The organism is Streptomyces lomondensis, assembly GCF_014651035.1.
In the GTDB taxonomy this organism is placed as follows: Bacteria; Actinomycetota; Actinomycetes; order Streptomycetales; family Streptomycetaceae; genus Streptomyces; species Streptomyces lomondensis.
The window spans coordinates 87,216-111,212 of sequence record NZ_BMWC01000010.1; the positions used below are offsets into that span (position 1 = coordinate 87,216).

The following is a 23,997-nucleotide window of genomic DNA, read 5'->3' on the forward strand; positions in this document are numbered from 1 at the left end:
AGAGACCGAAGAGATCATGTCCAAGCACACGCTCTCCGTCCTGGTGGAGAACACCCCCGGCATCCTCGCCCGGATCGCCGCGCTGTTCTCCCGCCGCGGCTTCAACATCGACTCGCTCGCCGTCGGTGTCACCGAGCACCCCGACATCTCCCGCATCACCATCGTCGTGGGCGTGGAGGACCTGCCGCTGGAGCAGGTCACCAAGCAGCTCAACAAGCTCGTCAACGTGCTGAAGATCGTCGAGCTGGAGCCGTCGCAGGCGGTGCAGCGCGAACTCGTCCTGGTGAAGGTGCGCGCCGACAACGAGACGCGCTCCCAGATCGTCGAGATCGTCCAGCTGTTCCGCGCCAAGACGGTCGACGTCTCCCCGGAGGCCGTCACCATCGAGGCCACCGGATCCGGCGAGAAGCTGTCCGCCATGCTCAAGATGCTGGAGCCGTACGGCATCAAGGAACTCGTCCAGTCCGGCACGATCGCGATCGGCCGCGGCGCCCGTTCCATCACGGACCGGTCGCTGCGCGCCCTGGACCGGTCGGCGTAAGACCCGAAACGGGCGGTCGGCGCGTCGTCGGCCGCCCGTATTCCGAGACCCTCAGACTTCCCTTCCGCCCTCCGTCATACGGTGGGACGCAACACCTGCACTCCCGAGGAGAGAACCCAAAGTGGCCGAGCTGTTCTACGACGCCGACGCCGACCTGTCCATCATCCAGGGCCGCAAGGTCGCGGTCATCGGGTACGGCAGCCAGGGCCACGCCCACGCGCTGTCGCTCCGTGACTCGGGTGTCGACGTCCGCGTCGGTCTGCACGAGGGCTCCAAGTCCAAGGCCAAGGCCGAGGAGCAGGGCCTGCGCGTGGTGACCCCCGCGGAGGCCGCCGCCGAGGCCGACGTCATCATGATCCTCGTCCCGGACCCCATCCAGGCCCAGGTCTACGAGGAGCACATCGCCCCCAACCTGAAGGACGGCGACGCGCTGTTCTTCGGCCACGGCCTGAACATCCGCTACGGCTTCATCAAGCCCCCGGCCGGTGTCGACGTCTGCATGGTCGCCCCGAAGGGCCCGGGCCACCTGGTGCGCCGCCAGTACGAGGAGGGCCGCGGCGTTCCGTGCATCGCCGCCGTCGAGCAGGACGCCTCCGGCAACGCCTTCGCACTGGCCCTGTCGTACGCCAAGGGCATCGGCGGCACCCGCGCCGGCGTCATCAAGACGACCTTCACCGAGGAGACCGAGACCGACCTGTTCGGTGAGCAGGCCGTCCTCTGCGGTGGTACGGCCGCGCTGGTCAAGGCCGGCTTCGAGACGCTGACCGAGGCGGGCTACCAGCCGGAGATCGCCTACTTCGAGTGCCTGCACGAGCTGAAGCTGATCGTGGACCTCATGTACGAGGGCGGCCTGGAGAAGATGCGCTGGTCGATCTCCGAGACCGCCGAGTGGGGCGACTACGTCACCGGCCCGCGCATCATCACGGACGCCACCAAGGCCGAGATGAAGAAGGTCCTCGCCGAGATCCAGGACGGCTCCTTCGCCCAGCAGTGGATGGACGAGTACCACGGCGGTCTGAAGAAGTACAACGAGTACAAGAAGCAGGACTCCGAGCACCTCCTGGAGACCACCGGCAAGGAGCTGCGCAAGCTCATGAGCTGGGTCGACGAGGAGGCGTAAGCCTCACGGCCAAGGGGCCGGAGCGAGCTGCTCCGGCCCCTTCGGTCAACCCGGGGTAACGTCGGAGGTACGGCGTTGTCCATCCCGTCCGTCCACGGACGGGTGATCCTTCCGCAGCGGCGTAAGACGACGCCCCATGCGCCACTAGACTGCTGCACTACATACGCGTCAGGCCCACAGCGTCGTGCGTCTTCCACGCGGCAAGCACCCCTCCACCGCCTGCGGCCGTCGGGACGGCCGTCCGCAGCACTGGACTTGTGAGGACTCACGTGAGCTCGAAACCCGTCGTACTCATCGCTGAAGAGCTGTCGCCCGCCACCGTCGACGCGCTGGGCCCGGACTTCGAGATCCGGCACTGCAACGGCGCGGACCGCGCCGAGCTGCTCCCCGCCATCGCCGACGTCGACGCGATCCTGATCCGCTCGGCCACCAAGGTCGACGCCGAGGCGATCGCCGCCGCGAAGAAGCTGAAGGTCGTCGCACGAGCCGGCGTCGGCCTGGACAACGTGGACGTCTCCGCCGCCACCAAGGCCGGCGTGATGGTCGTCAACGCCCCCACCTCGAACATCGTGACCGCCGCCGAGCTGGCCTGCGGTCTGCTCCTCGCCACCGCCCGGAACATTCCGCAGGCCAACGCCGCGCTGAAGAACGGCGAGTGGAAGCGCAGCAAGTACACGGGTGTGGAGCTCGCCGAGAAGACCCTGGGTGTCGTGGGTCTGGGCCGCATCGGCGCGCTCGTCGCGCAGCGCATGTCCGCCTTCGGCATGAAGGTCGTAGCCTACGACCCGTACGTGCAGCCGGCCCGGGCCGCGCAGATGGGCGTCAAGGTCCTGTCGCTGGACGAGCTGCTGGAGGTCTCCGACTTCATCACCGTCCACCTCCCCAAGACCCCCGAGACCCTCGGCCTGATCGGCGACGAGGCGCTGCGCAAGGTCAAGCCGAGCGTGCGCATCGTCAACGCCGCGCGCGGCGGGATCGTCGACGAGGAGGCGCTGTACTCCGCCCTCAAGGAGGGCCGGGTCGCCGGCGCCGGTCTCGACGTGTACGCGAAGGAGCCGTGCACGGACTCCCCGCTGTTCGAGTTCGACCAGGTCGTGGCCACCCCGCACCTCGGTGCCTCCACGGACGAGGCGCAGGAGAAGGCCGGTATCGCCGTCGCCCGCTCGGTGCGCCTCGCGCTCGCCGGCGAGCTGGTGCCGGACGCGGTGAACGTGCAGGGCGGTGTCATCGCCGAGGACGTCAAGCCGGGTCTGCCGCTCGCCGAGCGCCTGGGCCGGATCTTCACGGCGCTCGCCGGTGAGGTCGCGGTCCGTCTGGACGTCGAGGTGTACGGCGAGATCACCCAGCACGACGTGAAGGTGCTGGAGCTGTCCGCCCTCAAGGGGGTCTTCGAGGACGTCGTCGACGAGACGGTGTCCTACGTCAACGCCCCGCTGTTCGCCCAGGAGCGCGGTGTCGAGGTGCGTCTGACCACCAGCTCCGAGGCGAGCGAGCACCGCAACGTCGTCACGGTGCGCGGCACCCTCGCCGACGGCGAGGAGGTGTCGGTCTCCGGCACGCTGGCCGGTCCGAAGCACCTCCAGAAGATCGTCGCCGTCGGGGACTACGACGTCGACCTCGCGCTCGCCGAGCACATGGTGGTGCTGAAGTACGAGGACCGCCCGGGTGTCGTCGGCACGGTGGGCCGCATCCTCGGCGAGGCGGGCATCAACATCGCCGGCATGCAGGTGTCGCGTGCGGTCGCCGGCGGCGAGGCGCTGGCCGTGCTGACCGTCGACGACACGGTGACCTCCGGGGTGCTGGCCGAGGTGGCGGCGGAGATCGGCGCGACCTCCGCTCGTTCGGTGAACCTGGTGTGACCTTCCCGGGGGCTCGGCCCCCGGGCCCCCGTTCGCCCTGAACGGGCTCGTCCTCAAGCGCCGGACGGGCTGAGTCGGTCAGCTCGTCCGGCGTTTTTCGTGCCCGGCTCCTCGGGGCCGGGCACCCGCCGGAGCATGATCGCCGCGAGTGCCGCCGCGCCCAGCAGCAGGGCCGCGCCCGCGATCGCCGCCGCGTGCATGCCGCTGGTGAAGGCCTCGCGGGCCGCCGTCGCCAGGACGTCCCCCGCGCGTCCCGGCAGTTGCTCGGCCACGGCCAGGGCGCCGCCCAGCGTCTCGTGGGCGGGGGCCGGGGCGGAGCCGGGGATCTCCTGGCGGTAGACCGCCGTGCCGATCGAGCCCAGCACCGCCATGCCCAGCGCCCCGCCGAACTCCGCGCCGGTCTCCATCAGGGAGGAGGCGGTGGACGCCCGTTCCACCGGGGCGGCGCCCATGGCGAGGTCCATGATCTGGGTGGTCGCCAGGACGATGCCGCAGGCCAGGACGCCACACGCGGTCAGCAGCAGCCACAGCGACCCGGTGCCGGCGAGCGCCAGCAGGACATAGCCGCCCGCGGCGATGGTGAAGCCCGCCGCGACGACGGTGGCGCGGGAGACGCCCTTCGCGACCAGTCGGGTGCCGAGCGGGGCCGCCAGGCCGATCGGCACCGACGGGAGCAGTGCCCACAGGGCCGCCTCCAGCGCGCTCTTGCCGGCCACCGACTGGATGTACTGGGTCGTGAAGTACGCCGAGCCCATCATCGCGAACAGGGAGAGCAGGTTCAGCACGACCGCGGGCCCGAACCCCCGGCGGCGGAACAGCGCGGGCGGGATCATGGGCGAGGCGGCGGTGCGCTGGCGGTGGACGAAGAGGGCCGCGAAGAGCAGGCCGACGGTGATCGAGACGACGTAGCGGACGTTCCAGCCGTCCGTCGTGATCTCCTTCAGGCCGTAGATCACCGGGAGCACCGCGGCCATCGACAGCGGCACGCTCAGCCGGTCGAAGCGGCCGGGGGAGGGGTTGCGCGACTCGGGCAGCAGGATCGGGCCGAGGACCAGAAGCAGCGCCATCGCGGGCAGGTTGACCAGGAAGACCGAGCCCCACCAGAAGTACTCGACGAGCAGGCCGCTCATCACCGAGCCGAGCGCGACGCCGCCCGTCATCACACCGGACCACAGGGCGATCGCCTTCGCGCGCTGCGCGGGGTCGGTGAACATCGTGCGGACCAGCGCCAGCGTCGACGGCATCAGCGTCGCGCCGCCGATGCCCAGCACCGCGCGGGCCGCGATCAGGGCCTCGGCGCTGTGGGCGTACGCCGCGGCCAGTGAGGCGGCACCGAAGGCGGCGGCGCCGATCAGCAGGAGCCGGCGGCGGCCGATCCGGTCGCCGACCGCGCCCATCGTCATCAGCAGGCCGGCCAGGACGAAGCCGTAGATGTCGAAGATCCACAGTTGCTGGGTGCCGGTGGGCTCCAGGTCGGCGCTGATCTCGGGGACCGCGAAGTAGAGGACCGAGACGTCCATCGAGACCAGCAGCAGCGGGAGCATCAGCACGCCGAGAGCCGTCCATTCACGGCGGCCGGCGAGCGAAGGAGGGTGCGGTGTCGTCGTCATGGGCAGGACTGTACGAGCGTCTTAAACGCTTGTCTAGTACGGTCGTTTAAGACGCTCGTCTGGATGCTGGAGTAGGGTGAGGCGGCATGGGACACCGTGAGGATCTGCTGGCGGGCGCCAAGCGCTGCCTGCTGGCGAAGGGCTTCCTGCGTACGACCGCGCGCGACATCGTCAAGGAGTCGGGGACCAACCTGGCGTCGATCGGCTACCACTACGGATCGAAGGACGCGTTGCTGGCGCAGGCGTACGTCGAGATGGTGGAGGGGATGTCCGACGCCTTCGAAGGGAGCGGCGAGCTGCGGGGGGAGCCGGGGTCGCCGGAGCGGTTCGCCGAGGTGTGGGCGAACATCATCGGCACCATGCGGGAGCCCGGCTCGCTGTGGCGGCTCAGCATGGAGATCGTGGCCATGGGCGACCAGCTGCCGGAGGTGCGCGAGCATCTCGCACGGGCCCAGCGGGAAGGGGCGCGCGGCATCGTCACGCTCTTCCACGGCGGGCACGAGGACGACGTCCCCGAGGAGGACGTGGACACCCTCGGCTACTTCTATCTGACCCTGATGATGGGCCTCATGGCGCAGTGGACCATCGACCCCAAGAGCGCGCCCGAGGCCGGCCAGCTCGCCGAGGGGCTCCGCAAGGTGATCGACGCCGCTACCCGGACGTGACGCGCCCCTCGCGCATCTCGATCACCCGGTCCGCGACGTGCCGGACGACCGCCCGGTCGTGGCAGATGAACAGGTAGCCGAGGCCCAGGTCGTCCTGGAGGTCGGCGAGCAGGTTCAGCACGCCCGCGCGCACCGACGGGTCGAGCGACGACACCGGCTCGTCCAGGACCAGCAGGCGCGGGTCGGAGGCCAGGGCGCGGGCGATGCCGGCGCGCTGGCACTGGCCGCCGGAGAGCTCGTGCGGCCGGCGGTCGCCGTACGCGGGGTCGAGGCCGACGCGGTCGAGGAGTTCGGCGACGCGGGCCGGACCCTTCTCCGGGTCCCAGCGGCCCTGGACCTTCAGGGGCTCGGCGATGGCGTCCCGGATGCGGTGGCGGGGGCTGAGCGAGCCGTACGGGTCCTGGAAGACGGGCTGCATACGGGGCCGCAGCGGGCGCAGCTCGGGTTCCGGGAGGGTCGTCAACTCCCGGCCTTCGAAACGGACTTCGCCGCTGTCCGGGCGGCGCAGCTGGAGCACCGCGAGGGCCGTGGAGGACTTGCCGCAGCCGGACGGGCCGTTCAGGGCGAGGGTCTCGCCGGCGGCCAGGGAGAACGAGACGCCGTCCACGGCGGTGACCTGTCCGTAGCGGACGACCAGGTCGCGGACGTCGAGCAGGGGATCACTCATACGGGCTGCCGCTCCTTGAGGAACAACTCGGTCGCCGGGTGGGGCAGTTCCTCCCAGCGGTGGCAGGCGACCAGGCGTCCGGCGGCCTGCCGGGGCTCCGGTTCCGCCGTGTGGCAGGCCTCGGCCGCGAGCGGGCAGCGCGGGGCGAAGGCGCAGCCCGGCGGGAGCGCGCCCGGGACGGGCGGGGTGCCGCGCAGGGCGGGCAGACGGCGGCCCGGGGGCGCGTGCTGCGGGAGGGACGCGAGCAGACCGGCAGTGTAGGGGGCGCGGGGACGGGCCAGCACCTCGTCCGCCGGGCCGAGTTCGGTGAGGCGCCCCGCGTACATGACCAGCACGCGGTCCGCGTGGCCCTGGACGACGTCCATGTCGTGCGTGACCAGCACGAGCGCGGCGTCGACCGCCGCACGCTGCTCGGCGAGCAGCCGCAGCACCTGGTCGCGGCGCTCCTCGTCGAGCGCCGTGGTGGGTTCGTCGGCGACGACGATGTCGGGTTCGTTGATCGTCGCCATGGCGATCACCGCGCGCTGCCGCATGCCGCCGGAGTACTCGTGCGGGTAGGCCCGCGCCCTGCGCGCCGCGTCCGGGATGCCGACGCGGTCCAGGGCCGCGACCGCCCGGGCCCGGGCCTCCTTGCGGGAGACCCCGGCCACCGACCGTACGGCGGCGGCGAGCTGGTCGCCGACCGGGTGCACGGGGGACAGGGCGGACAGGGCGTCCTGCGGGACCAGGGAGATGCGGCGGCCGCGGTGGGCGGAGAGGTCCGGGCTGATCGTCCCGCTCGTGGTCGCGCCGCGCGGCAGCATGCCGAGGAGCGCGCGGGCCGTGAGGGACTTGCCCGCTCCCGACTCGCCGACGATCGCCAGCGCCTCGCGCGGGCGCACGTCGAAGGACAGGCCGCGCACGGCCTCGACCCCGTCGAAGGCGATCCGGAGATCGCGGACGGAGAGCAGTGCCTCAGACGCCAACGGGGGCCTCCTTCCTGACCGGAGCCGGGGTGGCTCGCCGTACCCGGCGGCCCTGTGTGAGCGCCGCGCCCGACACCGCGAGCCCGGCCAGCAGGGCCAGCGCGACCGCCGGGGCGAGGGCCGCCCAGGGGGCGCGTTCCACATAGGCTCGGGACTCCTCCAGCAGCAGTCCCCACTCGGGGGCGGGCGGCTGGGCGCCCAGGCCCAGGAAGCCCAGCGAGGCCAGGGCCAGGGCGATGCCCGGCAGGCGCAGCAGGGCGTGCCGGGCGACCGGGCCGGCCACGGACGGCAGGACGTGCCGGGTGAGGATCCAGAACGGGCTCGCCCCGATGGCGCGTTGGGCGGTGAGGAACGCCGACGCCCGCACCTCCTGCACCAGCGCCGCCGCGTGCGCGGACAGGGCCGGCCAGGAGATCAGGGCGACCGCGAGGGCCGCGCCGCCGGTGCCGGGTCCGACGGCCGCCGCGACCAGGATGCCGACGATCACCGGGGGCAGGGCGTTGGCGATGTCCGCCGCGCCCGCCGCGATCCCCGGCAGAAAGCCCAGCAGAAGAGCGATCAGCAGGCCCAGCAGGCCGACGGCCGTCGCCGTGCCGACCGTCGAGGCGGCGCCGTGGCCGAGGCGGGCGAGCACGTCACGGCCGAGTCCGTCGGTGCCCAGCGGGTGCGCCCAGGAGGGCGCGGCGAGCCGGACGGTGGTGTCCACGGCGTAGGGGTCGCGCAGCAGCCCCCAGCCGATGGTGAGGAGCAGGACGGCGGCGAGCGTCACCGGTACCGCCGGGTGCGCGCGGACCGGGCGGGCCGGCGGCAGCGTCAGACCGGCGTCCCGCAGCGCGGGCCCGAGCAGCCGGCGCCGTACGCCCGCCGCGAGCGCGCCCGCGACCAGGCCGAGCAGCAGCAGCGCGAGGACCGCGCCCTGGAGCAGCGGCAGGTCCTGCGACCGGGCCGCGCCGAGGGCCGTACGCCCGATGCCCGGCACCGCGAACACCGTCTCCACGGCCACCGCGCCGCCGGTCAGGCCGACGGCGACCATCCCGAACTGCGGGACCAGCGGCGGCAGGACGCGCCGCAGCGCCGCCCCCGCGATCCGCGCCCGGCTCACTCCGGCGCCGCGCCACAGCTCCACCCACCGCTCGTCGAGCACGGCGGGCAGCGCGTCCGCCACCAGCCGCCCGAGCAGTCCGCCCGCGGGGACGCCGAGGGCGAGCGCGGGCAGCACCATGTATTCGGCGCTCTGCCAGCCGGACGTCGGCAGCCACCCGAGCCAGACCCCGAACACCAGCAGCACGACGGTGGCCAGCAGGAACTCGGGCACGGCGGCCAGCATGGCGGCGAACGCCCCGGCCGAGCCGCGCCCGCGCACCAGCACCGGCGCCACCAGCGCGGCGGCCAGCAGCACCGCCACGGCGAGCGCCGCGCCCATCAGCCCCAGGGACACCTGGAGTCCGGCGAGCACGGACGGCAGGACCTCGTGGCCCGACACCCAGGAGGTGCCGAAGTCGCCGCGCAGCAGGTCGGCGGCCCACCTCCCCAGCAGGGACAGCGGACCGGCGTCCAGCCCGAGGTCCGCGCGGATCGCCGACAGCGCCTCCTCGGTCGCCTCCTGCTCGGCCGACCGGGCGCGCAGCACGGTGAGCGCCGGGTCGCGGTGGGAGAGCCAGGGCAGGAGCCCGACGACGGCCAGGACGGCGACCAGACCGGCGCAGCGGGTCAGCCCGGCCGCCTTCTTCGCTGCGAACCTCACTTGATGTAGGTCTCCGCGGTGACGAGTTCCCGCTCGCGCGGGTCGTGCGCGGCGTTCACGACACCGGCGGCGTCGCCCTGGATCACCCGCTCATGGAGCATGGGGACGGCCGCGTCCTGGGCGAGCACGGCGGCCTCGGCCTGGACGATCGCCTTGCGGCGGGCATCCCCGACCGGCGTGTCGGCGGCCTTCCTGAGGGCCTTGTCGGCCTCCGGGTCCGCGAAGCGGGAGAGGTTGAAGCTGCCGTCGGAGGCGAAGTCGCTGTAGAGGTACGCGGCCGGGTCGCCGGAGTCGAGGACGGTGGCGCGGGAGAGGACGAACGCGTCGAAGCGGCCCGCGAGCGCGTCGGACTCGATGTTCGTGTACTCGCGCACGTCCAGCTTGACCTTGAACCCGGCCTTCTGGAGCTGCTGTTGCAGCGCGGCGGCGACCTCGGGCATCTCGGAGCGGTCGGTGTACGTGCCGATGGTGATGGTCTGGCCGTTCGCCTTGCCGGCCGTGGCGTGCTTCACGGGCGTGCGCAGCTCGGCGGCCCAGGGTAGCGCGGGGCCGAGCAGGCCCTCGGCGACATCGGCGCGGCCTTCGTAGACGCCCTCCACGATGGCCTTGGCGTCGATGGCCTCGCGGGCCGCCGCCCGCAGCGCGGGGTTCTTGAAGGCGCCCTTCGCGGTGTTGAGGTAGAGGGTGTTGGTGCGCGGCATCGGGACCTCGGTGATGAGGTCCTGGTCGAGGACGGCGGCCTGGGAGACGGGGATCGCCTCGGCGATGTCGGCCTCGCCGCTGCGGAGCGCCGCCGCGCGGGCGGTGCCGTCGGGCACGAACTTCACGTCGATACCGGGGGCCTTGGCCTTCTCGCCCCAGTAGTCGTCGTAGCGGTCGAGGGTGGCGGAGGAGGTGCCGTTCACCTTCGTCAGCTCGAACGGGCCGGTGCCCGCGCCGACGGGGTCGACCGTCTTCCCCTTGTACGCCCTGGCCGCCAGGATCGACAGCTGCGGGGAGCTCAGGCGCTGCGGGACCAGGGGGTCCACGGTGGCGGTGGTGACGGTGACCTGGTCGCCCTCGGCCTTCGCGGTCAGCTCCACGCCGTCGAGGATGCGGGGCTTGGGAGAGGCGGTGGCGGCCTTGGTGAGGGAGGCGACGACGGCCTCGGGGGTGAGCTTCGTACCGTCGTGGAAGGTGACGCCGTCGCGGAGGGTGAAGGTCCAGCTCTTCCCGGACTGCTTCCACTCGGTGGCGAGCGCTGGCTGGGCGTCGCCCTCCTTGTCCAGCTTGACCAGGGTCTCGGCGGTCGACCAGCGCGACAGCTTGAACGCGTCGTCGGAGAGCGGGGAGAGGCCGGAGCGGGGCGGCTGGAGCATGGCGACGCGTATGCGTTTGCCTCCCGGCCCGGAGTCGTCCGCGGCCGGCTCCGAGCCGCTGAAGCAGCCGGTGAGCAGGGCGGAGACCGCGGTGAGGGCGGTGAGGGGGACGAGACGAGCGGGGACGCGCACGGGACACCTCGGTCAAGGCCTGGTAAATGGTTGAACTCGCCATGACCGTAACATGATGACAATCGTTTTCAGAAGAGGGGTCTCGTGAGGCGCCCCCGACGTGCCTTCGTCAGGGGAGAGGACGGAAGTACGTCCGCAGCGCCCAGGCCGCGAGCCGCCGACCGGTGTCGCTGCCCACCTCGTCGGCCGTCCGGGTGTGGATCCCGCCCCAGACCCGGGCGTCGACGACGTCCCGTTCGTACTCGTGCGCATCGCGGTAGTGGCGGGTCGCGCCGGTGGTGATCGACCGGATGCGCAGGTCGACGCGGGAGGTGCCGAGGACCCCGGTCAGCATGCGCATCAGCGCGCCGCCCATGGTGGCGTGGCCGCTGAGGTAGTCGGGGTGCGCCGGGGTGACGAGCAGCGGTTCCCAGTGCCGGTCCGCCCGGGTCGCCGGGTTGCCGTCGGTGTCCGCCTCCCGGATGGCGGTCACGGGCCGCCAGGTGCCGTAGTGGAGTTTGGCGTCCCAGGCGGCGATGACCGCGTCCGCCTGGGCCGTGTTGGCCGCCGCGTACAGGCGTGCCGTCTCCGCGATGTCGAAGCCGTGCCGGCCGGCGTGGTCGGCCAGGGCCCCTTGCAGGTCCAGGGCCACGAAGTACCGTGCCGTTTCCGTCTGTTCGGGGGACCGGAGCGAGCCGGTCCGGCCTCCGTAGTGGGCCAGTTCGGCGAGGTCCTTCGCGTACCGGGCGGAGCGGAGCGCCGGCGGCGGGCCGGGGCGGAACTGGTGCGGGGAGTCCATCAGCAGCGGCCGGACCCTGCCGATCCAGGCACTGGTGAAGGGCTCGTGTCCGGGCGGGGTGGGCCGCCAGACGCCGGGGCGCGGGTGGACGGGGAAGGGCACCGACGCGCCGCGGCCGTCGTCGCGGCGGAGGTCGATGATGTGGTGGGCGGCGAGCTTCCCGAACGCGACGCCCTGGTCCTCGGCCTCGCCGTCGGGGATCGTCGCGAGGGTGCCGGTAAGGGCGGCGTCCAGCCGGGGCGCGGCCCCGGGGAAGTGATGGCGCAGCACCTGGTGCGCCGCCGCGGCGGCGGCCGCCGCGGACGAGGCCGTACCAGGCGCCCGCTCGTCCCACTTGTACGGGGTGAAGCGGCCCTCGACGCCGACGACGGCGTTGTAGACGGCGGTGGAGACGTAGGCCTGCCAGATGAAAAGCTCGCCCGGGGTCGGGCGGGCCTCGGCCTCGATGGTGGCATCCGCCGTGCGCATCCACTCGATGACGGCCGAGGGGCTCCGTTCGCCCTGGCCGGTGTACTCGGGCCCGGACGCCGCTCGGGCGGCAGGGCCGGGACCGGCACTCGCGGGGGCGCCCGGCAGTCCGAGCGCGAGCACCCCGCAGGCCAGCCCCGCCACCACCGTTCGCGTCGCAGACCAGGCGCGTCGGTTCCGCACGTGCACTCCTCCCAGCCGATGGCACACCGGGAGAACCGTGACCACGCGCGGCGCCGGAGGGTGTGGGCCCGTCCCGCAAACCGCCCGTTCGGGCGACAGGTCTCACCCGGACGGCCCGCCGGCCTCGCCGTGGGTGAGCCGCGCCCCCTTCAGCGTCATGTGGAGGAGCAGCCGGTCCTCCCCGTCGTCCAGGTCCAGGCCCGTGAGCTTCTCGATCCGGGAGAGGCGGTAGTAGAGGGTCTGGCGGTGGATGCCCAGCTCGGCGGCGGCCCGGGCGGCCTGGCCGGCGCAGTCGAGGTAGACCTCGGCGGTCCGGGCGAACTCCTGGTGGACGGGGAAGAGCAGGGTGTGCACGACGGGGTCGCGGGCCACCTCCGGCGGCAGGGCGGTGAGCAGCCGGAACGGCCCGATCGACGCCCACTCGGCCACGGGCCCCAGCCGGGGCTCCGCCAGCGCGGCCCGCGCCGCCGCCGACGCCTCCCACCAGGCCGTTCCCAGCTCGGCGAGGCCCGAGCGGGGGGTGGCAACACCGGCGGCGGCCTCGCCCGCTCCGCGCGGGGCCGTACCCGTCCGCCCCCCTGGTGGGACGCCCGGGCCGGCTCCGCCGCGCGCCCGTTCCAGCAGCCGCCCCGCCGCCGTCATGGCCGGCGTCGGTACGTCCGTGGAGCGGAGCCGGATCAGCACGGCGACGCACTGGGCCGTCGCCCCCCACGGCAGGGTGCACAGCGCGGTCGCGCCCGGCATCGCGCGGACCGACGGGGCGTCGTCGGGGTCGGCCGAGGGCCAGGGGGCGACGCACACCACCGTGTGCGGGACGTCGGCGCGCGGGCCGAGGGCGGTGCGGAGTTCCGCGATGGCCATGTCGCGCTGCCAGCCGCGCTCGGCGGTGAGCACCGCCCGCAGCTCGCGGCTGAGGTCGGCGCCGTGCTGGGCCTCGTCGGCGAGCAGGGCGCCGATCCGGGCCGTGACCCCCATGGCGGCGGACAGCTGCCGTTCGCTCGGACCGGGGTCGTCGTCCAGCAGCCACACATAGCCGTGGACCACGCCCCGGTGACGGACGGGCAGGCAGATCCGGCCCCGGTAGACGCCGGCCTCCGGAGTCGGAGGGATACGGACCGGGCCCGTCGCGCGCGTGATGCCGAAGCCCTCGAACCAGGCCCGGACGGCCGCCGTCGAGCGGCGGGTGAGGATCGAGCGGGTGCGCACCGGGTCCAGGGCCGACGGATCGAGGTCGCCCTCGCTGTCGTACGCCCCGAAGGCGATCAGCTCGAAGTCCCGGTTCTCCAGCGTCGCGGGCGCGCCGAGCAGCTCCGAGATCTCGTCGACCAGCTCCTCGTAGTCGCCCCTGTGTTCCGACGTCATGCGGGCATTGTCCCGCACTCCAAAGGCGGCCTTCATACATCTGTCTGAGATCTGCGGCACGGATGCGTGACAGCTGTCGATGGCCGACGATCGGAGGGATCCTTAGGTTTCACGGTGGTTCTCCGTGCCGTACCCGACGCCTCACCCGCGAGGGGTCCGGCCGTCACGTTGCTTGTGCTCTGGAGGTGCCCCGTGCTGGGTCCCGTGATTCTCGCCGCGTCACGCAGCGACCGGATGCGACGCCTGATCTCGGCCGCCCCGGTGACCAAGCAGGTCGTCGACCGCTTCATCCCGGGCGAGGACGTCGACGACATCGTCCCGGTCGTCCGGGACCTCACCGACCAGGGCCTGGAGCTGACGATGGACGTCGTCGGCGAGGACATCACCAACCCCGCGCAGGCCGCCGCCGCCCGCGACGCCTACCTGGAGCTGGTCGACCGGCTCAAGCCGCTGGAGCTCGGCACCCGCGCCGAGATGTCCGTGAAGCTGTCGATGTTCGGGCAGGCGCTGGAGGACGGTCACGAGCTGGCCCTGAAGAACGTCCGCCCGGTCGTCGAGGCCGCCGCCGAGATCGGCACCACCGTCACCCTGGACGCGGAGGACCACACCACCCTGGACTCGATGTTCGCCATCCACGAGGAGCTGCGGAAGGACTTCCCGCAGACCGGCTGCGTCATCCAGGCGTACCTCTTCCGCACCGAGGCCGACGCCCGCCGCCTCGCCGCGAACGGCAGCCGGGTGCGCCTGGTCAAGGGCGCGTACAAGGAGCCCGCCTCGGTGGCGTACCAGGACAAACACGAGATCGATCGGGCATACGTTCGTATTCTCCGGACGTTGATGGAGGGGGAGGGGTACCCGATGATCGGGTCCCACGACCCGCGCCTGATCGCCATCGGCCAGGAACTCGCCCACCGCGCCGGGCGAAAGCTCGACGAGTACGAGTTCCAGATGCTCTACGGCATCCGCACCGAGGAGCACCTGCGGCTGGCCGCCGAGGGGCACCGGATGCGCGTGTACACCGCGTACGGCACGGACTGGTACGGCTACTTCATGCGGAGGCTGGCGGAGAAGCCGGCGAACCTGCGCTTCTTCGCGCGCAGCATGATCACCAAGGGCTGACAGCCTTCAAGGGCTGAGACCGACACACCGCTCAGTAAGGAGTTACGGAAACCATGGACGCTGTGACCCAGGTCCCCACCCCCGTCAACGAGCCGGTGCACGGCTACGCCCCCGGCTCGCCGGAGCGGGCCCGGCTGGAGGCCAGGCTGAAGGAGCTGGCCGACAACCCCGTCGACCTGCCCTGCACCATCGGCGGCGAGAAGCGGATGGGCGGCGGTGAGGCCTTCCAGGTCGTCCAGCCGCACAACCACCAGGCCGTGCTCGGCACCTACCGCAACGCCACGCAGCAGGACGCCCAGGACGCCATCGACGCGGCCCTGGCCGCCGCGCCCGCCTGGCGTGCCATGAAGTTCGACGACCGCGCGGCGATCATCCTGCGCGCCGCCGAGCTGCTCGCCGGCCCCTGGCGCGAGACCCTCGCGGCCTCCACCATGCTCGGCCAGTCCAAGACCGCCCAGCAGGCCGAGATCGACACGCCCTGCGAGCTGATCGACTTCTGGCGCTTCAACGTCTCCTACGCCCGCAAGCTCCTCGCCGAGCAGCCCCCGGCGAACGCCCCCGGCGTGTGGAACCGTCTGGACCACCGCCCGCTGGAGGGCTTCGTCTACGCGATCACGCCGTTCAACTTCACCGCGATCGCGGGCAACCTGCCGACGGCCCCGGCCCTGATGGGCAACGTCGTCGTCTGGAAGCCGTCCCCGACGCAGACCCACGCCGCCGTGCTGCTGATGCAGCTGCTGGAGGAGGCCGGTCTGCCCAAGGGCGTCATCAACCTCGTCACCGGCGACGGCATCGAGGTCTCCAAGGTCGCCCTGGAGCACCGGGACCTCGCCGGCATCCACTTCACCGGCTCGACCAAGACCTTCCAGTACCTGTGGAAGACGGTCGGCAACAACATCGAGAAGTACCGCACCTACCCGCGCCTGGTCGGCGAGACCGGCGGCAAGGACTTCCTCGTCGCCCACCCGTCGGCCGACCCGGCCATCCTGAAGACGGCGCTGACCCGGGGTGCCTTCGAGTACCAGGGCCAGAAGTGCAGCGCCACCTCCCGGGCGTACATCCCCGCCTCGATCTGGAACGCCGGCTTCAAGGAGGAGTGGGCGGCCGAGGTCGACGGCATCAAGATGGGTGACGTCACCGACCTGTCGAACTTCATCGGCGCCGTCATCGACGAGCGTGCCTTCGCCAAGAACAAGGCCGCCATCGACCGCGCCAAGGAGGACCCGGCCTGCACGATCGTCGCGGGCGGCACCTACGACGACTCCGAGGGCTGGTTCGTCCGCCCGACCGTCATCGAGTGCACCGACCCGGAGAACGAGGTCTTCCGCACCGAGTACTTCGGCCCGATCATCGCCGTGCACGTCTACGAGGACGAGAAGTACGACGAGATGCTGACCCAGATGGAGTCCGTCTCCGACTACGCCCTCACCGGCTCGGTCATCGCCAACGACCGCGCGGCGGCGGCCTACACGGCCGACAGGCTCCGCTACGCGGCCGGCAACTTCTACATCAACGACAAGTCGACCGGCGCCGTCGTCGGCCAGCAGCCCTTCGGCGGCGGCCGGGCCTCCGGCACCAACGACAAGGCCGGCGCGCCGCAGAACCTGATGCGCTGGACCCTGACCCGCGCCATCAAGGAGACGCTGGTCCCGCCGACCGACTACACCTACCCGCACATGGGCTGAGCCCTTGGGCGAACCGACGGGCCAGGTCGTACGACCTGGCCCGTCGGCGTACCGGCTCAGGGATGCGGTACCAGCACGATCCCGCCCCGCGCACGGCCCTCCTCGCCCAGTTCGTGGGCCTTGGCGGCCTCCGCCAGCGGCAGGGTGGTCGTCACGTGGACGCGGACGCGGCGGTCGGCGAGCAGCGGGGCGGTCCGCGCCAGGAGGTCGCCCGACGGGCCGGTCGGGACGAGGGCGAAGCGCAGTCCGCGGGCCTCCGCGTCCTCGGGGGCGAGGCCCAGGTCCTCGGGGACGGTGCAGAGCAGGATGCCGTCCGGGCGCAGGGTGTCGAGGGTGGGCAGGGCGTGGTCGCCGCCGACCAGGTCGAGGGCGGCGTCGATGCCGTGGACGGACTCCGCGAGGTCGCCGGCCGTGTCGTCGACGAGTTCGTCGGCGCCCAGGTCGCGCAGGAAGCCGTGGTCCTCGGGGCGCGCGACGCCGACGACGTGGGCGCCCTCCGCCTTGGCCAGCTGCACCGCCACGTGTCCGGCCCCGCCGGCCGCCGCGGGGACCAGCACGCGGCTGCCCGGGCCGACCCGGGCGATGTCGATCAGGGCGTGCCAGGCGGTGAGCGTCGCCGTCGGGGCGGCGGCCGCGTGGGCGTGGTCGAGACCGGCCGGTTTCGCGGCGAAGTGGCCGGCCGGCGCGGTGACGTGCGTGGCGTGGCCGCCGCCGTCGATCCGGCCGAACACCTCGTCGCCGGGCCGGAACCGGGTGACGTCGGCGCCCACCTCCTCGATCTCCCCCGACACGTCCTGCCCGAGCGTGAACGGCGGCTCCCCGAAGAGCGGCGCGGCCCCGGAACGGGCCAGCAGGTCCGCCGGGTTGACCCCGGCCGCGTGCACCCGCAGCAGCACCTCGCCGGGGCCGGGCTCGGGCCGGGGGCGTTCCTCGATCTCCAGGACGTCCGGGCCGCCGAAGCGGTGCTGGGTGATCATCTGCGCGCGCGGCTCTGCCGTGGTCATCGGGTCTCCCTCCCGGAGCCGGACCCTTCCATCGTGCTCGCATATCGGGTCGAGAGCCACCCGGCCCGTTCGCATACTGGGCCGATGACCCTCCGCGTCCGCACCGCCCACACCGCCGACCTCGACCCCGCCGAACTCGACGCCGTACGGGCCCTGGTGGAGGCCGCCTTCGACGGCGACTTCGGCGACGAGGACTGGGACCACGGCCTCGGCGGCCTGCACGCCCTCGTCCTCGACGACTCCGGGCTCGCCGCGCACGGGGCGGTCGTGATGCGCCGGGTGCGGCACCGCGGCCGGTGGCTGCGCACCGGGTACGTCGAGAACGTCGCCGTCCGCGCCGACGCCCGCCGCACCGGCCTCGGCGGGCGGGTCATGGCCGAGCTGGAACGCGTCGTCGACCGCGCCTACGACCTCGGCGCCCTCTCCGCCAGCGACGCCGGCGCCCGCCTCTACACCGCACGCGGCTGGCACCTGTGGCGCGGCGCGGTGCACGCCCTCAGCCCGGACGACGGCATCGTCCGCCTGCCGGAGGAGGAGGGCAGCACGTACGTCCGCGCCGCTCTCGCAGGCTCCCTCGATCCCGCGGGCGAGCTGGTCTTCGACTGGCGCGACGGCGATGTGCTCTAGGAATCACCGCAGGTCAGCGGGGTGTGACCCAGTCCACTGTCTCAGATAGTAGGAAGTCCGAGTAATTGTGGAGACAGACGCTCCGGACTCCCTTAGTTTTGTAGGAGCCGAACGTCTCGCTCGACCAAGCGAATGGCGGTCGTGAGCCGGGCCCCGCGCAGGCAATCCCTGCGGCACCGCTCCCCGCCCCATCCGGCGTCTCAAAGCCCCTTTTTCCGCACTCCGTGCTGTAGCGAAGGAGTCGATTTCCCATGGCCGAGACGACCGTCCGCCGCCGAGTCCGTCACGTCTCCCGGACGAGCGAGTCCGAGCGCAAGAACGCCGCCGCCGCGCTCCAGCGCGCCCTCGACCGCAGAGACAACGGCGGATCCACCGGCCACTGAGCCGCACCAGGACCGGGAGCCGCACCCGATCGAGGCGCGGTGCGGGGCCTCACGCCCCGCGCCGCACCTCGAAATGGTCGATCCGCTCACCGCCCGACGTCAGCGCCGACACCTCCAGCCTCGGCGCCGCGCCGCTCACCGCCTCCACCGAGAGGAACGAGAAACCGCGGTAGCGCACCCGCGACCACTCGACCGACTCCGCCCTGGTGTCCCGGGACTTGGTCCACCGGAACGTCGCGACCGACTCCCGGTCGGCGGTGTTCCCCTCGTAGCTCTCCTTCACGCCGTCCGGGAAGCCGTACAGTTCCTTGCCGCCGCCGCCCGCGGTGACGTACACGATCCCGTCCCGCCGCGGATCCGTCGTCCCGCCGACCGGCACCGGCCTGCCCACCTCACCGTCGCGGATGGCGTCGGTCCGCTCGTAGACGTGGTTGTGCCCGTTGATCACCAGGTCCACCTGGTGCCGGGCGAACAGCGGCAGCCACTCGGCGCGCACCCCGCCGTCGGAGGCGTGCGTGGACGTCGAGTACGCGCAGTGGTGGAAGAAGACGACGATGAAGTTGACGTCCTTCGAGGACCTCAACTCGCCGAGCTTCTCGTCCAGCCACCTCGTCTGCCGGCCCTCCGTGTAGCCGAAGTTGGCGGGGATCTCGTACGAGACGTCGTTCGCGTCCAGCGCGACGACGCCGACGTTGCCGTACGTGAACGCGTACACGCCCGGTGCCGTGCGCGCGTCGAAACCGCTCTCCGGCAGGGAGAAACGGGCGAGTTGGCCGCCGTAGCCCTCCGGGGAGTACCAGGCCTCCATGTCGTGGTTGCCGGTCGTCACCATCCACGGCACCGACCTGGCCACCGGCTCGGTCTGCTTGAGGAACCGGTCCCACTGGCTCGCGTCGAAGACGTCCGACTCCTTGCCCTTGCCGGTCGGGTCGGCGTAGCAGATGTCGCCCGCGTGTAGATGGAAGGCCGGGTTCCGGCGCAGCAGCGTCCGGTCGTTGAGGGCGGCCTCCTCGCCCACGCCCTGGTCGCCGAACGCGGTGAACACGAACCGCCCGGGCGGGCTCGCGGGTGCCGTGCGGAAGGAGGTGAGGGCCGACCGGTGCCGCGGGGACGCCGGGTCGAAGCCCTCGTGGCCGACGCCGTAGTAGTACGTCGTGTCCGGGCGCAGGCCGTCCAGCGCCGCGTGCAGGTAGTACTGGTCGACCGCCGGGCGGACGCCCTTCAGCTCCGGGGTGTGCAGGTCGCGCAGCTCGGCTTCGATCCTGCGGCCCAGGTCGTCGGGGCGCAGGCCGACGCGGACGTACGGCTTGCGCACCGCGAGCGGCACCTGCCAGGAGATCCGCATCTGCGTCCTGGGGTCGGCGCCGAAGGCGAGATGACGGCCGAAGGGGGTGACGTAGGAGCCGGGGGCCTTCGACGTGCTCGGCGACGGGCTCCCGCTCGCCGTGCTGCCCGGCCCCGAGCCGGAACAGCCGGTCAGCAGCCCGCCCGCCACCGCGCCCGCCGTCACCAGCGTGCGCCGCCGCGACAGCCGGGTCCGCAGGTACTCGTGCTGTTCCGCCATGCTCATCCGGCGCGCGAGCTCGGGCGGGATGCCGAAGTGGGGGATCTCCATGTCCAGTGAACTTCCCAGCGGAGCCCAACAGCCGCACCACATACGGGTGAACGGAAGCCGACGGGCGCGTGCGGCCCGGGCCGGGTACCCGGATCACCTGTCCGCATCACGGACAGCCCGTGTCATTCCATGGGACGAGGAGTAGGGTGCCCGCATGTCTCGCAGCATCAATCTCGCAGTGATTCCCGGTGACGGCATCGGCCAGGAGGTCGTGGCCGAAGGTCTCAAGGTCCTCTCCGCCGTCCTTCCGCAGGATGTGAAGCTGGAGACCAAGGAGTACGACTTCGGCGCCAAGCGTTACCACGCCACCGGTGAGACCCTCACCGACGCCGACCTCGACGCCCTGAAGAAGCACGACGCCATCCTGCTCGGCGCGATCGGCGACCCGAGCGTGCCCTCCGGCGTCCTGGAGCGCGGCTTCCTGCTCAAGCTCCGCTTCGCCTTCGACCACCACGTCAACCTGCGCCCCTCGAAGCTGCTCCCGGGTGTCGCCACCCCGCTCGCGGGCGAGCCGCAGATCGACTTCGTCGTGGTCCGCGAGGGCACCGAGGGCCCGTACACCGGCAACGGCGGCACGATCCGCAAGGGCACCGAGCACGAGGTCGCCACCGAGGTCTCCGTGAACACGGCCTTCGGTGTCGAGCGCGTGGTCCGCGACGCCTTCGCCCGTGCCCAGGCCCGCCCGCGCAAGAAGCTGGCGCTGATCCACAAGAACAACGTGCTGACCTTCGCGGGTCACCTGTGGACGAACATCTTCAACAAGGTGGCCGAGGAGTTCCCCGAGGTCACCACCGAGTACATGCACGTGGACGCGGCGACGATCTACCTCGTCACGCAGCCCGAGCGCTTCGACGTGATCGTCACCGACAACCTCTTCGGCGACATCGTCACCGACCTCGCCGCGGCCGTCGCCGGCGGCATCGGCGTCGCCGCCAGCGGGAACATCAACCCGTCCGGCGAGTTCCCCTCGATGTTCGAGCCCGTGCACGGCTCGGCCCCGGACATCGCCGGCCAGGGCAAGGCCGACCCGACCGCCACGGTGCTGTCCGTCGCCCTGCTGCTGCGCCACCTCGGCTACGAGGCCGAGGCCGCCCGGATCGACGAGGCGGTCGCCGCCGACCTGTCGGAGCGCACCGGCAAGCCCGCCCGCTCCACCTCGGAGATCGGCGACGCGCTCGCCGTACGCGTAGCCGGCTGACCCGCCGCTGCTTTTCCGCAAGCCGCCGGGTCGCATCCGCACCCGGCGGCTTCCGCATGTCCCCGCCGGGTGTCACCATCGACCACCGGGCCGCATTCACCCCGTTCCGTCCTCCGTCGCCCCCGGGCGATAATCGAACGCGAGGCCGCGCGGCGAGGGAATGCTCGGACGTCCTAGCACTGGTCACCATCAGAGCTGTACCGAGCGCGGCCCGTCACTACAACCGGTGAAGGACTTCAACGCATGACGACGCCCACGATCGAGCTCAAGCCGTCCGCCAACCCGCTCTCCGCCGCGGAACGGGAGGCAATCCTGGCCAACCCCGGGTTCGGCCGCCACTTCACCGACCACATGGTGACGATCAAGTGGACGGAGGGCCGCGGCTGGCACGACGGCCAGCTCGTGCCGTACGCGCCGATCTCCCTCGACCCCGCCACCACGGTCCTGCACTACGCGCAGGAGATCTTCGAGGGGCTGAAGGCCTACCGCCGCCCCGACGGCTCGGTCGCCACGTTCCGCCCGGAGAAGAACGCCGAGCGCTTCCAGCGGTCCGCGCGGCGGCTGGCGATGCCCGAGCTGCCGGTCGAGACGTTCATCGAGGCGTGCGACGCCCTGGTGAGGCAGGACAAGGCATGGGTCCCGGCGCACGGCGGTGAGGAGTCCCTCTACCTGCGCCCGTTCATGATCGCGACCGAGGTCGGGCTGGGTGTGAAGCCGGCCAACGAGTACCTGTTCCTGGTGATCGCCTCCCCGGCCGGCGCGTACTTCCCGGGCGGTGTGAAGCCGGTCTCCATCTGGGTCTCCGAGGACCGCGTCCGCGCCGTCCCCGGCGGCATGGGCGACGCCAAGACGGGCGGCAACTACGCGGCGTCCCTCCTCGCGCAGGCCGAGGCCGCGACCAAGGGCTGCGACCAGGTCTGCTACCTCGACGCCGTGGAGCACCAGTGGGTCGAGGAGCTCGGCGGCATGAACCTGTACTTCGTGTACGGCGACAAGATCGTCACCCCGTCCCTCACCGGCTCGATCCTGGAGGGCGTCACGCGCGACTCCCTGCTCACCGTCGCGCGTGACCTCGGCTACGAGGCCGAGGAGGGCCGGATCTCGGTCGACCAGTGGCAGCGGGACTCGGAGAACGGGTCGCTCACCGAGGTGTTCGCCTGCGGTACGGCCGCGGTGATCACGCCGGTCGGGACGGTCAAGCGGGCCGGGGCGGAGTGGAAGCAGAGTGGGGGTGAGCCGGGCGAGGTCACGCTGCGGCTGCGGCAGGCGCTGCTGGATATTCAGCGGGGTACGGCTGCGGACCCGCACGGCTGGATGCACCAGCTGGGCTGATTCCCCCTGGCCACCGGGGGCTCCGCCCCCGGACCCCCGGCCTATGCCCACCCGCCACCCGAAGCGGTTGGGCTGGACGTACGACTTGCCTCATCGGCTCCGCGCTTCGCTGAAACCGTGCCCGGAGCCGACAGCCCATACGCCGCCCCGCCCACCAGCCCCGACAGCAGGAAGCTCACGTCCACCCCGCCGGTGAGCGCCAGCAGCGGGCCCTCGTACGACGGCAGGGACACCGCCAGGACGCCGACGGTCGCGCCGGCCGCCCAGGAGAGGGTCGCCGGGACGTTCCAGCCGGCGCGGTACCAGTAGACGCCGCCCCGCGCGCGGCGGTTGAAGACCTGGAGGGCATCCGCGTCGTACACCCCGCGGCAGCGGGCGAAGCCGATCAGGGTGATGACCGCCCAGGGTGTGCCGATCGCGGTCAGGAGGAGCACGAAGGACGTCATCGCGTCCTGGGCCGTCGAGAACCAGTGCCCGGCGAAGACCGCGGCCGTGGCCACCACGGCGACCACGTACGTCGCCCGGGCCCGTGACGCGCGCGGCAGGATCGCGTCCAGGTCGAGGCCCATCGAGTACAGCATCAGACCCGCGTTGCCGACCGAGCCCGCCGAGGCCGCGAGCAGCAGCGGGACGAGGTACCAGCCGGGCGCGGCGGCGACGAGCGGACCCGCGTAGTCGAGGGCCGCCCCGGCCGCGTACGCCGTGAACGTGCCGAACAGCTGCGGCACCAGCAGGCCCAGCATCAGTCCCAGCCAGGTCGCGTGCAGCACCCGGCGGGAGGAGTGGCGGGCCGGGGAGATGTAGCGGGTGTAGTCGCCGAGCAGGGTGATGAAGGCGATCGGGCCGGACAGCCCGGCCGCCACGGCCGCGAGCAGCCAGGTCGGCCAGAACCCGCCCAGCAGATAGCCGCCGGCCTCCGGCAGCGCGCCGGTCGTGAAGTCGGGGGCGTAGGCGATCACACCGAGCGCCAGCAGTGCCGTCATGCCGAACGCCAGGGCCCGGGACATGGCGAGCAGCACCCGGTAGCCGTAGATCGCGCCCGCCACCGTGGCCGCCGCGAGCAGCCCGTAGACGATCCCGTACGACAGGTCGCGCTGCGGCAGACCGGCCAGCCGGCCCAGCACGCCCACCATCACGTCACCGCCGATCCACACGGTCAGCGCGGTGTAGCCGAGGGCCAGGAGCAGGCCGACCACCGAGCCGACCAGGCGGCCCCGGACGCCGAACTGGGCGCCGGAGGAGGTCGACAGGTTGGTGCCGGTGCGCAGCGAGACCAGCGCCAGGGGAGCCGTGAAGACCACGCCCACCACCGTGCCCGCCACGACCGCGCTGACCGACGACCACCAGTCCAGGCCGAAGGACGGCGGCAGCCAGCCGAAGACGATCACGCCCAGGCAGAGGTTGGAGCCGAGCAGGATCGAGACGAGGTCGCGCGGCCCGCTGGTCCGCTCCTCCTCGGGGATGGTGTCGACTCCGCGCTGTTCGATCGGCATGCTTGTCTCCCTCGGTTAGAGCGACGTTCAATGTGATAGGCGCGGTGGTCCGCCGTCAACCTTTCGGGCAAGGGGAATTTATGTTTAGA

General features: G+C 72.3%; 20 protein-coding genes. 10 read left to right on the top strand and 10 right to left on the bottom strand.

The features are described 5' to 3' along the window. The first annotated feature begins 16 nt into the window (after positions 1-16). From ilvN to serA, 3 genes are all read left to right on the top strand, one after another. The gene (gene ilvN / locus IE255_RS28995) at positions 17-541 is read left to right on the top strand and encodes an acetolactate synthase small subunit (protein WP_010048631.1); all 525 of its coding nucleotides are present in this window, start codon (positions 17-19) and stop codon (positions 539-541) included. Positions 542-662: 121 nt separating this feature from the next. After that, positions 663-1,661, top strand: coding sequence for a ketol-acid reductoisomerase (gene ilvC / locus IE255_RS29000; protein ID WP_190053356.1), 999 nt, complete (start codon positions 663-665; stop codon positions 1,659-1,661). Between the two features lie 269 nt (positions 1,662-1,930). Further along, complete coding sequence (serA, locus tag IE255_RS29005) at positions 1,931-3,520, top strand: phosphoglycerate dehydrogenase (RefSeq protein ID WP_190053357.1); 1,590 nt, start codon at positions 1,931-1,933, stop codon at positions 3,518-3,520. Positions 3,521-3,573: 53 nt separating this feature from the next. On the opposite strand, the gene IE255_RS29010 is transcribed toward serA, so the two are convergent. Beyond that, positions 3,574-5,130, bottom strand: a complete 1,557-nt coding sequence (locus tag IE255_RS29010) for an MFS transporter (protein WP_190053358.1) — start codon at positions 5,128-5,130, stop codon at positions 3,574-3,576. 86 nt (positions 5,131-5,216) lie between these two features. Here IE255_RS29010 and IE255_RS29015 point away from each other — a divergent pair, with 86 nt between their 5' ends. After that, on the top strand, positions 5,217-5,795 hold the full coding sequence (locus IE255_RS29015; RefSeq protein WP_190053359.1) for a TetR/AcrR family transcriptional regulator: 579 nt from the start codon (positions 5,217-5,219) through the stop codon (positions 5,793-5,795). On the opposite strand, the gene IE255_RS29020 is transcribed toward IE255_RS29015, so the two are convergent. The 6 genes from IE255_RS29020 to IE255_RS29045 form a co-directional block, all read right to left on the bottom strand. Further along, positions 5,782-6,462 (bottom strand): ATP-binding cassette domain-containing protein, encoded by a 681-nt coding sequence (locus IE255_RS29020; protein WP_190053360.1) that lies wholly within the window; start codon positions 6,460-6,462, stop codon positions 5,782-5,784. The two genes, IE255_RS29015 and IE255_RS29020, sit on opposite strands and share 14 nt — an antisense overlap. Beyond that, on the bottom strand, positions 6,459-7,427 hold the full coding sequence (locus IE255_RS29025) for an ABC transporter ATP-binding protein (RefSeq protein ID WP_190053361.1): 969 nt from the start codon (positions 7,425-7,427) through the stop codon (positions 6,459-6,461). Before IE255_RS29025 ends, IE255_RS29020 begins: the two co-directional genes overlap by 4 nt. Next, on the bottom strand, positions 7,417-9,171 hold the full coding sequence (locus IE255_RS29030) for an ABC transporter permease subunit (protein ID WP_190053362.1): 1,755 nt from the start codon (positions 9,169-9,171) through the stop codon (positions 7,417-7,419). The genes IE255_RS29025 and IE255_RS29030 overlap by 11 nt, the downstream gene beginning before the upstream one ends. Then, positions 9,168-10,661 carry an ABC transporter substrate-binding protein gene (locus IE255_RS29035; protein WP_190053363.1) on the bottom strand — a complete coding sequence of 498 codons (1,494 nt, stop codon included), beginning with the start codon at positions 10,659-10,661 and terminating at the stop codon, positions 9,168-9,170. Before IE255_RS29035 ends, IE255_RS29030 begins: the two co-directional genes overlap by 4 nt. 109 nt (positions 10,662-10,770) lie before the next feature. Continuing rightward, a complete protein-coding gene (locus tag IE255_RS29040) occupies positions 10,771-12,090 on the bottom strand; it encodes a vanadium-dependent haloperoxidase (RefSeq protein WP_229906640.1) in 1,320 nt (439 codons plus the stop codon). 102 nt (positions 12,091-12,192) lie between these two features. After that, a complete protein-coding gene (locus tag IE255_RS29045) occupies positions 12,193-13,452 on the bottom strand; it encodes a PucR family transcriptional regulator (protein ID WP_190053364.1) in 1,260 nt (419 codons plus the stop codon). A 192-nt stretch (positions 13,453-13,644) separates the two neighbouring features. Between IE255_RS29045 and IE255_RS29050 the strand changes: the two genes are divergently transcribed. Continuing rightward, positions 13,645-14,571 (top strand): proline dehydrogenase family protein, encoded by a 927-nt coding sequence (locus IE255_RS29050; RefSeq protein ID WP_190053365.1) that lies wholly within the window; start codon positions 13,645-13,647, stop codon positions 14,569-14,571. Positions 14,572-14,624: 53 nt separating this feature from the next. Further along, positions 14,625-16,256, top strand: coding sequence for an L-glutamate gamma-semialdehyde dehydrogenase (gene pruA / locus IE255_RS29055; RefSeq protein WP_190053366.1), 1,632 nt, complete (start codon positions 14,625-14,627; stop codon positions 16,254-16,256). Positions 16,257-16,312: 56 nt separating this feature from the next. Here the strand turns inward: pruA and IE255_RS29060 are convergent, their stop codons facing one another. Beyond that, positions 16,313-17,260 (bottom strand): quinone oxidoreductase family protein, encoded by a 948-nt coding sequence (locus IE255_RS29060; RefSeq protein WP_190053367.1) that lies wholly within the window; start codon positions 17,258-17,260, stop codon positions 16,313-16,315. Positions 17,261-17,344: 84 nt separating this feature from the next. Here IE255_RS29060 and IE255_RS29065 point away from each other — a divergent pair, with 84 nt between their 5' ends. Continuing rightward, complete coding sequence (locus tag IE255_RS29065) at positions 17,345-17,887, top strand: GNAT family N-acetyltransferase (protein WP_190053368.1); 543 nt, start codon at positions 17,345-17,347, stop codon at positions 17,885-17,887. A 251-nt stretch (positions 17,888-18,138) separates the two neighbouring features. Continuing rightward, a complete protein-coding gene (locus IE255_RS39990) occupies positions 18,139-18,270 on the top strand; it encodes a hypothetical protein (RefSeq protein ID WP_267974812.1) in 132 nt (43 codons plus the stop codon). 49 nt (positions 18,271-18,319) lie between these two features. Here the strand turns inward: IE255_RS39990 and IE255_RS29070 are convergent, their stop codons facing one another. After that, on the bottom strand, positions 18,320-19,885 hold the full coding sequence (locus IE255_RS29070; protein ID WP_190053369.1) for a purple acid phosphatase family protein: 1,566 nt from the start codon (positions 19,883-19,885) through the stop codon (positions 18,320-18,322). A gap of 154 nt (positions 19,886-20,039) precedes the next feature. Here IE255_RS29070 and IE255_RS29075 point away from each other — a divergent pair, with 154 nt between their 5' ends. Both IE255_RS29075 and IE255_RS29080 read left to right on the top strand, forming a co-directional pair. After that, positions 20,040-21,083, top strand: coding sequence for a 3-isopropylmalate dehydrogenase (locus tag IE255_RS29075; RefSeq protein ID WP_190053370.1), 1,044 nt, complete (start codon positions 20,040-20,042; stop codon positions 21,081-21,083). Between the two features lie 243 nt (positions 21,084-21,326). Beyond that, the gene (locus tag IE255_RS29080) at positions 21,327-22,415 is read left to right on the top strand and encodes a branched-chain amino acid aminotransferase (RefSeq protein WP_190053371.1); all 1,089 of its coding nucleotides are present in this window, start codon (positions 21,327-21,329) and stop codon (positions 22,413-22,415) included. Positions 22,416-22,456: 41 nt separating this feature from the next. Here the strand turns inward: IE255_RS29080 and IE255_RS29085 are convergent, their stop codons facing one another. Further along, complete coding sequence (locus tag IE255_RS29085) at positions 22,457-23,908, bottom strand: cytosine permease (RefSeq protein ID WP_190053372.1); 1,452 nt, start codon at positions 23,906-23,908, stop codon at positions 22,457-22,459. Positions 23,909-23,997 lie beyond the last annotated feature (89 nt).